The sequence below is a fragment of the Amycolatopsis echigonensis genome (assembly GCF_014174495.1).
GTDB lineage: Bacteria > Actinomycetota > Actinomycetes > Mycobacteriales > Pseudonocardiaceae > Amycolatopsis > Amycolatopsis echigonensis.
Genome location: NZ_JACJHR010000093.1, coordinates 17,197 through 29,525 on the forward strand (window position 1 = coordinate 17,197; position 12,329 = coordinate 29,525).

Genomic DNA, 12,329 nt, shown 5'->3' on the forward strand with positions numbered 1-12,329 from the left:
TCTTGGACTTATCACCGAGCCGCTTCTAGCGTTGCGTCCATGACCACGTACGTCCTCATCCCCGGCGCCTGCCACGGCGGCTGGTGCTTCGACCGGCTCACCGGCCAACTGCGCGACCGCGGCCACCGCGTGCTCCCGCTGACGCTCACCGGCCTCAGCGAGCGGAAGCATCTCCTGCACGCCGGGGTCAACCTCGACACCCACATCGAGGACGTCGTGCGCATGCTGCAGGCCGAACAGGTCGAACGCGCCGTGCTCGTCGGCCACAGCTACGGCGGGATGGTCATCACCGGTGCCGCCGACCGCGTGCCGGAACTGGTCGACGCGCTCGTGTACCTCGACGCTTTCGTGCCCGACGACGGTGACTCTTGCTGGAGTCTGACTGACGACCGCCAGCGCGAGTGGTACCTGAGCGTCGGCGAGACCGGATACGCCGTGCCGCCGCTGCCGTTCTTCGACCCGCGAGCGTCAGCGCACCCATTGGCGACGCTGCTGCAGTCGATCCGCCTGGACGCGGACCTGAGCCGGTTCCGCCGCCGGGACTACGTGTACGCCCGGATCTGGGACGGCGGATCCCCGTTCGAGCCCACCTACCGACGGCTCGTCGACGATCCACAGTGGAATGTCCACGCGCTGGAAAGCAAGCACGACCTGATGCGCGACGCGCCGGAAGAGCTGCTGCGGATCCTCCTCGACGCCGCGGCTTAGCCGAGCGAAGGAACCCGCTCCCCCTCCGGAGGCGGACCGGGCGGCGTCCCGTCCCCGAACGGACGTCCGCCCAGCTCCTCCCGGCCGTGCGGCGTCAGCCAGCCCGACAGCTCGGGTCCCGCCGGCACGATCCCGGTCGGGTTCACGTTCCGGTGCACCACGTAGTAATGCTCCTTGATCTGCCCGAAATCGATCGTGTCGCCGAAACCGGGCGTCTGGAACAGATCCCGCGCGTACGCCCAGAGCACCGGCATCTCCGAAAGCTTCTGCCGGTTGCACTTGAAATGCCCGTGGTACACCGCGTCGAACCGGACCAGCGTCGTGAACAGCCGGATGTCCGCCTCGGTGATCGTGTCGCCCACCAGATACCGCTGGCCGGCCAGCCGGTCGGACAGCCAATCCAACCGCGAGAACAATGCCCCGTACGCCTCTTCGTAAGCCTCCTGCGAAGTGGCGAAACCCGCCTTGTACACCCCGTTGTTCACGTCCCGGAAGACCTTCTCCGCGACGTCCTCGATCTCGTCGCGCAGCCGTTCCGGGTACAGCTCCGGAGCGCCGTCCCGGTGGTAGGCGCCCCATTCCAGCGAGAAGTCGACGGTGATCTGCTTGAAGTCGTTGGTCACCACCTGTCCGCTTGGGACATCCACAATGGACGGAACGGTGATCCCGCGCGGATAGTCCGGGTACCGCGCGAAAAAGGCCTCCTGCAGCCGTTCGATGCCGAGCACCGGGTCGCGGCCGCCGGGGTCGAGGTCGAAGGTCCAGCTGCGCTCGTCGTGCGTCGGGCCGCACAGGCCCATCGAGATCGCCTCTTCGAGGCCCAGCAGCCTGCGCACGATCGACGCGCGGTTCGCCCACGGGCACGCGCGCGCGATCACCAGGCGGTAGCGGCCCGCCTCCACCGGCCAGCCGTCGCGGCCGTCGGCGGTGATGCGGTCGGAGATGTAGTTCGTGTCGCGTTTGAACTCACCCTGGTCGGGCATCGGAAGCCTTTCGTCGGGGATCAGGTCTAGTCGTCCGGGCAGGCGGAACAGTCCGGCGGCTCCAGCGCGGCAGCCAGCCGGGCGAGGATCGGGCCCGCGGCGCGGACCTCCTCGGGCGAGAGGTGGTCGAACAGGAACGAGCGCACGCGCTCGAGGTGCCCGGGGTACGCGGCGGCCAGCTTCGCGTGCCCCAGCTCGGTGAGCGTCGCGTGCGCGGCCCGGCGGTCCTGCGGGCACTTCACCTTCCGCACCAGCCCCCGGCGGACCATCGCCTCCACGACCCGGCTGATCCGGCTCAGCGACAGCGCCGTGGCCTGCGCCAGATCGGTGAGCCGAAGCCGGCCCTCGGGAGCCTCCGACAGCGACACGAGCACGGTGTAATCCGTCAGCGAGACGCCGTTGTCGTGCGCGAACTGGTCCTCGAGTGCCCTCGGCAGGACGGTGACGATGCGCGTCAGCGGACGCCACACCGCCTCTTCTTCGCTGGTCAGCGGGGTTCTGGTCACCACAGAGGGCGAGTATATCCGACACTTGCTCGCGCAATCAGTTATTGTGGGCTACAGTGCTAGTTGAACACTCAACCAAGGACCCGAAGGAACGGAACACATGACCAGCGCGACCACCTACGCCCACCTGACCGGCACCTACACGATCGACGGTTCGCACAGCCGGATCGGCTTCGTCGCCCGCCACGCCATGGTCACCAAGGTCCGCGGCTCCTTCAACGAGTTCGAGGGCTCGTTCACCCTGGACGGCGAGAACCCGCAGAACTCGAGCGCCACGGTCACCATCCAGACCAAGAGCGTCGACACCCGCAACGCCGACCGCGACGGCCACCTGCGCACCAACGACTTCCTGTCCTGCGACGAGTTCCCGACCATCACGTTCACCTCCACCGGGATCAAGCAGACCGGCGAGGACACCTTCGACGTGACCGGCGACCTGACCATCAAGGGCATCACCAAGTCGGTCACCGTCCCGTTCGAGTTCGGCGGCTCCGCGAAGGACCCGTTCGGCAACGACCGCGTCGGCTTCGAGGGCTCGACCTCGATCAACCGCAGCGACTTCGGCGTCACCTTCAACGCCGCGCTCGAGACCGGCGGCGTGCTGGTCTCGGACAAGATCACCCTCGAGTTCGAGATCTCCGCGATCAAGAACGCCTGAGCGAACAGCGGGTGAAGGGTTCCGGAACCGGGACCCTTCACCGCGGGCGTCACACGTCGAGCGCGGTGCCGTAGAGCCGCTCGACCGCGAGCCGGATCACGACTCGCCGCTCGTCCACGAGCTGCTTCAGGAACGCCTCGGTGTCTTCCGGCCGCGAGGCCTCCGGAATCATCGCGAGCAGCTCCTGTCCCACCGCGTCGCCGGGAACTTCGGTGACCTCGGAGACCTCTGCCCGCCCCTCGGCGGCGGCGAACGACCACACGTCGCCGCCCTGAACGTGCAGGGTCGCCCGCGGGTTGCGGCGCAGGTGGCCGACCTTGCTCCGGTCGGCCGTCGTCGAGAACCGCACCATCCGGGCGGCCGGATCCCAGTTGTACAGCATCGTCGTCAGATGCGGCTGACCGCTCCGCTTGATCGTCGCGAGCGTGCCGAACTGCTGCTGGCCAAGCAGGGCCGAAAGGGCTTCATCGGACAGCTGCCGGGGTGCGGGTCCTTGACTCATGCCCTCCTCAACCCGCCGCCGGTCCGGCGCATTTCCGCCCGCTACCGCTATTTTCCGGCGCGCAACCCGGCGATCCCCACGTCGAGCGCGGCTTCGAGATGCTCCGCCTCCCCGGTCGTCAGCAGCATCAGCACCCCGCCCTGCACCCCGGCCAGCAGCGCCGACGCCGCCTGCCTCGGGTCCAGTCCGGGCCGGACCTCGCCCGCAGCCCGCAGGTGCTCGATCCCCGCGGTCAGCTCGGACAGCCACCGCTGCATCAGCTGCGTGACCACCGACTGCGCGCCCGGCGTATTGCGGCCGATCTGCGACATCACCACGTTCAGCGGACAGTGCCTGCCCTGTTCGGTGTAGTGCCCGAGCACCACCTTCTGCCAGGTCCGGAAGTCGTCCCAGGTGCGCAGCGTGCCGAGGACCGGCTGCTGCACCTCGATCACCCGGTCCGCTTCCCAGCGCGCGACGGCCAGCAGCAGTTCCTCCTTGCCGTCCGGGAAGTAGTGGAACAGCTGGCTTTTGCTGGTCCTGGTGCGCGCGCGGACGTCGTCCAGCGTCGTCGCGAGCACGCCGCGCTCACGGATCACCTCGGCCGCGCCCTCCACGATCCGCTGCCTCGTCGCCTCGCCCTTGCGCGTGAGCGCCATCCGCCCGCCTCCCCGATTGGACCTGCGAGTCCACTCTACGCGCGGCGGCTCAGAACGCGGTGCCTCCGTCTGCCCAGGACGTCTGGCCGAAGTCCTCGTCGTCCACCGGCGCGCGGCGCGGGCGGGGACGCTCCGGCTCCGGCGGCTCCACGACCTCGGGCTCCACGACGGCCTCTTCCTCGGGAGTGCCCTTCGGCCAGACGCACGGCGAGGTCGCGCCCAGGTAGAGCTTGCCGAGTTCGTTAGCTTGCAAGGACATGTCGAAGCCGTCGCGCTCGTTGCGCGCGAAGACGTACTGGTCGGTGGGCCGCCGGTCGGTCAGCACAGTGAAGCCGTGGCCCTGCCACCACTTCACGACAGCGTCGAACTGCGCTGGGAAAGTGCCCGGTTCCAGGCCGGTCACCTCGTAGGTGGCGGAGATTTCGAACCGTCCCGCCGGACCATCGTCGGTCGGGTCAGTGCATTCGGAACGGTTGCGGGAGAACAGTTCCCGTCCGGCCGGCGCGGGCAGCGCGGAGAACGCGCCGCGCACGTAATCCTCGACCCGGTCGCGGGCTTCGGTTTCGGTGATCGTGGGGGTCATGGCTCCACCTCCTGGGGAGCAGGCTACGAGGGGAAGGCCGGCGAGGCAGGCCAGCGCGGTGCGGCGCGCCGTCACGCGGGCAACCCGGCGATGATCCGGCCGAAACTGCGCAGCGACGGGTTGTTGTCCTCCCAGTATTGGCTGTGCGCGGCCCCGGACAGGCCGCCCTCGTACCACGGGCCCTTGGCGCCCGGAGCCGACGCGAAGACCTGGCCGCCGAATCCGTCGCCGGCCGGGCTCGGGCCGAGCGGATCGTGGCCGCCGACGCCGAGGTTGGTGATCTTGATGAGGTCGTGTTCCGCGACCGTCGAGTGCACGTGCTGGGCGACCTGATCCTGCGGGACGCCGTCGAGGTGCAGCTGGTTCGCGTGCTCGACGCCGACGCCGGGGCTGCCGACGAAGACCAGATCGTCGGCGTTGAGCCCGCCGTCGCGGGCCGCGTGGCCGATCACCGTCGTGCCGTAGCTGTGGCCGAGCACGGTGTTGTGCGACGGCGCGCCTTCGTGCGACGCGCGCAGGCCGTCCTCGAATTTCGCCAGCTGCGCCTTGCCGCCGTCGGCGTATTTCTCGCTGGCCGCGTTCACGAGTTCGTCCGGTGCGTCGTAGCCGACCCAGGTGATCACCGACGTCGACGGCGAGCCCGCCATCGTCGCCGACTGCCACATTTTGTCCGACCGGCCGAGATCGCCGCCGATCTTGGCCAGCTCGCTGCCGGTGCCGGGCACGTAGGTCGCGACGTTCGCCGCGGTGTCCGGGTTTCCGGCCGCGACCACCGCGGTGCCGTCGCCGCTGACGTCGAGCGACATCAAGAAGGCGGGCGGTTTGCCGTCGCCGGTGGCCGCCAGCCGGTCGCGGATCGCGGTGAGGCCGCGCAACTGGGCGTCGTCACCCTTCCGTTTGTCGATTTCCCGTTGCAGCACCACGCGATTCGCCGCGTCGCGGTCGACCACCGGGATGCCGTCGAGGTTGCGGATCAGGTCCGGGTTGTCGCGCAGGATCGAGGACTGCGCGGAGTCGGACAGGCTGTCCCACCACGCCCGGTTCTCCGCCGGGGCGCCGTTCGGTTTCGGCTGGCTGCTGGTCGCCATCGCCAGCGCGACAAGCCCGGACCCGCCGCTTTCGCCGTTGGCCGCGCGGTCCAGGACGACGGTGAGGTCAGCGTCGACTTCGGTGGCGTCGCGGAGAATCTGGCCGACGCGATCGGCGACCTCGGCCTGCCGTTCGGGCTTCCCGCTGACCCCGCCGCCGTCGTCGACCCGCATTCCGTTGCGGGAGGCGAAATCGTCGACCTCGCGCACCGCCGAGCTGATCCGCTCGACCGCCAGCTGTGCGTCGTGCACCCCGCGCCGGACCGCCGACACGTCGGTGGCCAGCTGCCGCAATTCCGTTGTCAGCACGGTGCCCCTGGCTGTTGCCGCGTCCGCCGCGTCGCCTTGCCAAGCACCGAACTTCGTCATGGCGTCGGCATCGTCATTGGCTGCGGCGAGCCGGGCGGCCCGGATGCCGAGCGCGTCGACTGCCGCGGCGAGGTCTGCGGGGTTCCAGCGCCGGACGTCTCCCCAGGTGATCATCGTCCTGCCGCCGCGATCTCGCCGGTCGCGTTCTGGTCGGAGTCGCGGTAGCCGGCCGCGGCCTGGTCGAGGTTCCCCGCGTAGGTCTCGGTGTCGGCCGCCCACTTCGGAACGGCGCGGCCCCAGGTGCCGGACAGGCGTTCCGCCGCGGCCACGCTGGTGCCGCCGGAAAGCCCGACGCCGGCGAGCGCGGCCGCGAGGTCGGCCGTCCGCACGGTCGCCGCCGCCTGACGCGCCCGTCCGGCCGCGGTCGCGACCTCCCCCGGAGCGACCTCGAAACCCGTTCCCATGCGCATCTCCCCCACCGCGGCGACCGGACGACCCGTACGACGGACGTCTCCGGTGCCCGGTTCCGCACAGTTCGGCCTTCGCGAAAACTCTTGGCCCGATCTGTGCGCCACCACTCTGACCTGGGAAAACACTCGCCTAGCGTGTCCACATATGTGAACGCTAGTCACGTGACTGAATAGTTATCAGCCCGCGTCTTGCCCGCCGGTGACCAGCGTGTGACTGTGTACGGCGAAGTTCGAACCGGAACGGACGGAGCCGGCGCGCGGCGGGGAAAGGCGTTGCGCGGCGGTGGATTCAGCCGTTCCGCAGTGCTGGACCAGTCCGGCAGTCCTTGTCCCCTCGACCCCCATTCGTCCGGCCAGGACGGCGCTGACCTCCCGGGCAGCGGACCAGGACCGGCCGGCCATCCCGGAAAGAGACGGCTCGGCAATGACACAGACAGCCGCGGCGCGGCGGCCCATCGGCAGAACGACGCTGTATTTCTTCGGTGCCCTCGGCGGCATCCTGTTCGGTTACGACCTCGGCGTGATTTCCGGGGTGTTGCCGTTCATCGGGAAACTCTGGGGCCTGTCCGGTTGGGACAAAGGCGTCATCACCGCGAGCATTTCGGTCGGCGCGATCGTCGGCGCGAGTTTCTCCTCGCGGCTCAACGAAAGACTCGGCCGCCGCCGGACGATCATGGTGGCAGCCGTCGTCGTCATCATCGGCACGCTCGCGGCCACGTTTTCGCCGACGTTCGCGTTGCTGATCATTTCCCGGCTGGTGATCGGCGTGGGCATCGGCCTGTCGTCGTCCACGGTCCCGACGTACCTGTCGGAACTGGCTCCGGCCCGGCTGCGCGGGGCGATGGGCGCGCTGAACCAGATCTTCATCGTGCTCGGCATCCTGATCGCGTTCCTGGTCAGCTACGGCCTCGGCAGCTCGGGCAACTGGCGGCTGATGTTCGCCGGAGCGATCGTGCCCGCGGCGATCCTGCTGGCGGGCCTGGTGTTCCTGCCCGAAACGCCGCGCTGGCTCGTCGCGAACGGCCAGGAGGAACGGGCGCGCGAGGTCCTGCTCAGCTCGCACGGCGGCAGCGTGAACGTCGACGACGAGATCGGCACGATCCGCGAGGTCATCCGGCTCGACTCGGAATCGGCGAAGACCCGCCTCCGCGACCTGCTGACGCCGACCGTGCGGCCGATGCTCGTGGTGGCCCTGCTGCTCGCGATCGGCCAGCAGTTCAGCGGCGTGAACGCGGTGAACGCGTATTTCCCGACCATGCTGATCGGCCTCGGCTTCGCGACCCAGGCGGCGTTGCTGTCCGGCGTGCTGCTGGGCGTGACCAAGTTCCTGTTCACCGCGTGGGTCGTGTTCGTGGTCGACCGGTGGGGCCGCAAACCGCTGCTGCTGATCGGCAACGTGCTGATGGTCATCACCCTGGTCGCGGCCGGGTTCATCGTGCTCGAAGTCCACGACACGGCGACCAAGGGCATCCTGATGCTGGTCGCGATGGTGCTGTACCTGGTCGGCTACGAACTGGGCTGGGGCGCGGTCGTGTGGGTCATGATGGCCGAGGTGTTCCCGCTGAAAGTCCGCGCCGCGGGCATGGGCGTGAGCAGCGTCGTGCTGTGGGCCGCGACCGGCATCATCAGCGCCGTGTTCCCCATCATCTCCGACCCCGGCGCCCTCGGCCTCGGCGGCTCGATGTTCCTGTTCGCGGGCATCAACGTGGTCCTGTTCGTCCTCACGAAGTGGCTCGTCCCGGAAACCAAGGGCCGGTCGCTGGAGGAAATCGAACTCGACCTGCGCGGGCGGACGCATTCGAAGGCACGCGCCTGAATTTCCCTCTCGGGGTATAGCCGGGCGGCAGGGATTTCCCCTGCTGCCCGGCTGTTTTTTATCGCCCTAGCAACCGGTATCTCCGGGTGGCCATCGGCAGGAAGATCGCCGTCAGCACCGCAGGCCACGCCAACGCGAGCAGCACCGGATGCTCCGCCGCCCAGCCGTTCGCGGTCCAGACCAGACCACCGAACAACCCGCGGCCCGCGGTCGCCATAGCCGCGAACGGTTCCAGATCGTGGCCCCGCGCTCGCCGCGACGTACGAACCCCGGCGTTTCCCGTGACAGATCCGGCTGTCCACGCCTAGCACATGCACGAGCACAGTGACAACAACGCGACACAGACAGTGACTAGCCTGGCTCTGAACTGCTACGCTTCGCTCGAAAGCTACGCAGGGGAGGCGTACACCGTGGTTGAAGCCTGCCGTTTCGACGGCCAGGAAAGTTGGTTTGTGCCAGCTGTTTCGTCAGCACAGGGCGACTGACAAATTTCTGGGAAAAATTGCCGAAGCCGCCATCGACTCGGCGACGGGTGGTCGGGATCCCCACTGCCGTCAGCAACCTGTCCAGCACCGTCGGCGGATTGGTCACCGACGGACTCAACCTCTTGGTAGGAATTGCGAACCGCTTCATGGAAACACTCAGCCGGATTCGAGATCTGAACAGCTGGATGAACGACAGGTCGCTTCCCGCGTCTCGGTGGCCGCAAGCCGTCCACTCGGCTGGAGCGTGACCGTGCATCCGAACCATCCGCCGGCCGCGCCAAGGCCACAGCCTCCGGCCCGGCAGAAAATGAAGACGGGCCACCGGGTCGCGCTGTGGTCCGGGGTCTGCGTCGCTGTCATGGCGACCGCACTGGTGGTTTTCTGGGCGACGGGCTTCGGCGCGTTCCTCTGGGGCGCGGACCATAAAACCTCAGACGCGACGCCGGACAAGTACCGCGACACCGACTTCGCCGCCTGCGCTGACTTCACGGCCCGGAGCACGGAAATTCCGCGGGACGCTGCCGAAGTGGCCCGCACCTGGTATCCCGAAATCAGCAAGGACGGCACCCTCCTCTGCAGCTTCACCTCCACGGATCGACAACGACCACTCGTGGAACTGCAAGCAAGCTGGTTCGCGACAACCGCCGCGCAGTCCGGCAGCGAACACGCCACCACCAACTTCACCGGTGCCACCGCCGTGAGCAACGACGACAGCCCCGTCGGCCTGACCTTCGGCGAGAAGGCTCGCTGGCTCCCGCAGAAAAGCCAGACGGACTGCGGACTGATCTTCTTGGACCGCAACGCCGTTTTTCAGATCCACTACACCGCGGCTGCTCCGAGCGGAAACCCCGAGTCCTGCCGTGGTCCGCTCCGCAAGATTGCCCAAGCGCTGTATAACGCGGCGCAACCGCGATAGCAGGAGCGAGGGCAAGGGCATCACCCTGCCACCGCGACGACGCTCCGACTGCGCGGTCCCACCTGGCGATCGAGCCTCAGAGCGGGAGCCATGGCACGAGGCCCCTCGACACAGCACCGTGCTCGAATCCCGGCAAACACCCGCCGGACTTCGGCCAGCACGCCACCCGGCCGAACTTGCCGGGTGGGCCAGGCGCGGCCAGGCGCGGCCAGACACGGCCAGGAAACAGTCCTCGCGGGACCACCACGCTCTATAAGTCCGGCGGCATCACCAGCATCCATTCCTGATGCCAGACAACGACCTCTCGCCCTCTCGCGCAAGCCGGCCGAACCACCGCGTCGTGTCCGCGGGACCACCGCTTTCGATCAATCCGGCAGCATAGGCATCTCCATCCCCGCCTCATGGCTCAGCAACGCCGCCCGAGTCAACGCGCTCGCGCCGAAGCGGTTTCGCAGCGCGTCCACTGCTGAGTCCAGCGCAGTTGCCTCCGCGGACATCGCCGGGCTCGACGGTTGGTCCAGCGGCAGCGCCAGCTGCACCGCACCATGGCTGTCGAGATTTGAAAACGACAGGCCTAGCAACGTCAAACCTCGGTCGTACACCAGAGGTTGCGCAGCGGACAGCAGACCTCGGGCAGCACACAGCAGCGTCTCCGTGTGGTCGGTGCTGTCGGCGAGCGTGTGCGACCTCGTGGCGCGGGTGAAGTCCGCGAAGCGCATGCGCAGCACCACCGTCCGACATACGCGCGACGCTCCGCGCAGTCTACGCGCCAAGCGGTCCACAATGGACACCACGATCTCGTCCAGCTCCGCCGGGGAGCGGGAGCGACGGCCCAGGGCACGTTGCGAGCCAATCGAACGGCGGCGTTTTCCTGGTTGTACCGCGCGTGGGTCGCGGCCGTGTGCCAAGGCGTGCAGGTGGCGTCCGGAGCCTGGGCCCAGCATGGAGATCAGGGCGGCCTCGGGCAGTTCGGCGACTTGGCGCACGGTGCGGACGCCGCGTTCCCGCAGTTTCGCCGACGTCACCTTTCCCACTCCCCACAAGCGTTCCACCGGCAGCGGGTGCAGGAATTCCAGCTCACGCTCCGGCGGCACCACCAGCAGGCCGTCCGGTTTCGCGACGCCGCTCGCCACCTTCGCGAGGAATTTCGTGCGCGCCACCCCTACCGTGATCGGCAGCCCGACTTGCGCGAGGACCTCCGCGCGCAAGCGCACCGCGATCTCCGACGGACGCCCGGCGATCCGCCGCAGACCGCCGACGTCCAGGAAAGCTTCGTCGATCGACACTCCTTCCACTGCCGGCGTCGTCTGCCGGAACACTTCGAACACCGCCTTGCTCGCCGCGCTGTAGACCGACATCCGCGGCGGCACCACCACGGCATGCGGGCACAACCGCCTGGCCTGCGCCCCGCCCATCGCCGTGCGCACGCCCAACGCCTTGGCCTCGTAGCTCGCGGCCAGCACCACGCCACCGCCCACGATCACCGGCCTGCCGCGCAGCCGGGGATCGTCGCGCTGCTCGACCGAGGCGTAGAACGCGTCGAGGTCGGCGTGGAGGATCGGTCCTTCGCTCGTCACGAACATATGTTCGCATCGAACCCCGACAAAAACCGGGATCTGTTCACTCGAACGGAGTAGAAAAATCTCCGAGAGCCCCGACTGGACGCGCTAATCTCTCCCTCGTGCGGCTCGCCCTGTTCGACCTCGACACCACGCTCGTCGATCGCGCGGAGGGCTTCCGCCGCTGGGTATGGGAGTTCTGCGCGGAACACCGGCTGACCGAGACGGACGCCGAATGGCTCATCGCCGCCGACGACCGCGGCCGCGCCGACCGGGCGACGTTCTTCAAGAACCTCCGCGAACGCTTCGACCTGCAAGAACCCGACCTCGAAGACGCCTACCGCGAACGCCATCCCGTACTCGTCCCCACCACGCCAGGCGTGCTGACCGGATTGCCCCGGCTGCGCGCGGCGGGCTGGCGGATCGGCGTTCTCGGCGAAGGCGAAGCGCAGCTGTCGACGCTGCTGTGCACCGGAATCGCCGGACTCGTGGACGGCTGGGCGCTCGCCGGGCCGGACGGACTGTCCACATCGGACCCGAAGCTGCTCCAGCTCGTCGCCGAACGCTGCGAGACCACCCTGGACGACGCCTGGCTCATCGCCGCGGGCATCGAACGCGCGCGGTCCGCCGGATTGCGCACTGTACGAGTCGGTCCGGACCGCGACACCGCCGCCGCGATCGCGCTGCTCCTCGACAGCTAATCCTCGAACCGTTCAGCTCACCGCCGAACGCCGCCCGACCACACTGAACGACGCCTGGCACATCGCCGCGGACATCGAACCCGCACGATCCACCGAACTGCAGACCGCGCAAGCCAACCCGGACCGTGACACCGCCGCCGCGCTGCTCCTCGACAGCTGACCCTCGAACAGCTCCAGCTCGCCACTGAACCTGCCACACCACACCGGGCACATCAGTGCGCACTTCAAACCCGCACAGTCCGCCGGATTGCACACCGCGCGATTCGCTCCCGCCCGCGGCACCGCCACCGCACTAATCAACAACTCCAGCCCGCCCCCGAACACCGCAAAGCCACACCGGGCACCTCAACGCGAGCCTCAAACCCACACAGTCCGACAGGCTGCACACCGCACGATTCAGTCCCGCC

Annotated in this window: 14 protein-coding genes; 5 read left to right on the top strand and 9 right to left on the bottom strand. The window is 68.5% G+C overall.

Annotation, left to right across the window (positions count from 1 at the left end):
• Positions 1–39: 39 nt before the first annotated feature.
• Complete coding sequence (locus tag H5411_RS39395; protein WP_183126738.1) at positions 40–708, top strand: alpha/beta fold hydrolase; 669 nt, start codon at positions 40–42, stop codon at positions 706–708.
• Here H5411_RS39395 and H5411_RS39400 read toward each other — a convergent pair.
• Both H5411_RS39400 and H5411_RS39405 read right to left on the bottom strand, forming a co-directional pair.
• Positions 705–1,691, bottom strand: coding sequence for a glutathione S-transferase family protein (locus H5411_RS39400; protein ID WP_183126739.1), 987 nt, complete (start codon positions 1,689–1,691; stop codon positions 705–707). The two genes, H5411_RS39395 and H5411_RS39400, sit on opposite strands and share 4 nt — an antisense overlap.
• 26 nt (positions 1,692–1,717) lie before the next feature.
• Complete coding sequence (locus H5411_RS39405) at positions 1,718–2,200, bottom strand: MarR family winged helix-turn-helix transcriptional regulator (protein WP_101435538.1); 483 nt, start codon at positions 2,198–2,200, stop codon at positions 1,718–1,720.
• Between the two features lie 97 nt (positions 2,201–2,297).
• On the opposite strand from H5411_RS39405, the gene H5411_RS39410 reads away from it, so the two are divergent.
• Positions 2,298–2,855 (top strand): YceI family protein, encoded by a 558-nt coding sequence (locus H5411_RS39410; protein ID WP_101435539.1) that lies wholly within the window; start codon positions 2,298–2,300, stop codon positions 2,853–2,855.
• A 49-nt stretch (positions 2,856–2,904) separates the two neighbouring features.
• Here the strand turns inward: H5411_RS39410 and H5411_RS39415 are convergent, their stop codons facing one another.
• From H5411_RS39415 to H5411_RS39435, 5 genes are all read right to left on the bottom strand, one after another.
• Positions 2,905–3,357 (bottom strand): pyridoxamine 5'-phosphate oxidase family protein, encoded by a 453-nt coding sequence (locus H5411_RS39415; RefSeq protein WP_101435540.1) that lies wholly within the window; start codon positions 3,355–3,357, stop codon positions 2,905–2,907.
• A 47-nt stretch (positions 3,358–3,404) separates the two neighbouring features.
• Positions 3,405–3,995 (bottom strand): TetR/AcrR family transcriptional regulator, encoded by a 591-nt coding sequence (locus H5411_RS39420; protein WP_101435541.1) that lies wholly within the window; start codon positions 3,993–3,995, stop codon positions 3,405–3,407.
• 49 nt (positions 3,996–4,044) lie between these two features.
• The gene (locus H5411_RS39425; RefSeq protein WP_101435542.1) at positions 4,045–4,578 is read right to left on the bottom strand and encodes a hypothetical protein; all 534 of its coding nucleotides are present in this window, start codon (positions 4,576–4,578) and stop codon (positions 4,045–4,047) included.
• A 71-nt stretch (positions 4,579–4,649) separates the two neighbouring features.
• Positions 4,650–6,149, bottom strand: coding sequence for an alpha/beta hydrolase (locus H5411_RS39430; RefSeq protein WP_101435543.1), 1,500 nt, complete (start codon positions 6,147–6,149; stop codon positions 4,650–4,652).
• Positions 6,146–6,439, bottom strand: a complete 294-nt coding sequence (locus H5411_RS39435) for a hypothetical protein (RefSeq protein WP_101435544.1) — start codon at positions 6,437–6,439, stop codon at positions 6,146–6,148. Before H5411_RS39435 ends, H5411_RS39430 begins: the two co-directional genes overlap by 4 nt.
• A 430-nt stretch (positions 6,440–6,869) precedes the next feature.
• On the opposite strand from H5411_RS39435, the gene H5411_RS39440 reads away from it, so the two are divergent.
• Positions 6,870–8,261 carry a sugar porter family MFS transporter gene (locus tag H5411_RS39440; protein ID WP_183126740.1) on the top strand — a complete coding sequence of 464 codons (1,392 nt, stop codon included), beginning with the start codon at positions 6,870–6,872 and terminating at the stop codon, positions 8,259–8,261.
• A gap of 58 nt (positions 8,262–8,319) precedes the next feature.
• Here H5411_RS39440 and H5411_RS39445 read toward each other — a convergent pair whose 3' ends face one another.
• A complete protein-coding gene (locus H5411_RS39445) occupies positions 8,320–8,478 on the bottom strand; it encodes a hypothetical protein (RefSeq protein WP_183126741.1) in 159 nt (52 codons plus the stop codon).
• Between the two features lie 626 nt (positions 8,479–9,104).
• On the opposite strand from H5411_RS39445, the gene H5411_RS39450 reads away from it, so the two are divergent.
• Positions 9,105–9,662 (top strand): hypothetical protein, encoded by a 558-nt coding sequence (locus H5411_RS39450; protein WP_183126742.1) that lies wholly within the window; start codon positions 9,105–9,107, stop codon positions 9,660–9,662.
• Positions 9,663–10,027: 365 nt separating this feature from the next.
• On the opposite strand, the gene dinB is transcribed toward H5411_RS39450, so the two are convergent.
• Complete coding sequence (gene dinB / locus H5411_RS39455) at positions 10,028–11,245, bottom strand: DNA polymerase IV (protein WP_101435548.1); 1,218 nt, start codon at positions 11,243–11,245, stop codon at positions 10,028–10,030.
• Between the two features lie 98 nt (positions 11,246–11,343).
• On the opposite strand from dinB, the gene H5411_RS39460 reads away from it, so the two are divergent.
• Entirely contained in the window at positions 11,344–11,922 is a 579-nt protein-coding gene (locus tag H5411_RS39460) for an HAD family hydrolase (RefSeq protein ID WP_220818082.1), read from the top strand.
• The last annotated feature ends 407 nt before the right edge of the window (positions 11,923–12,329 follow it).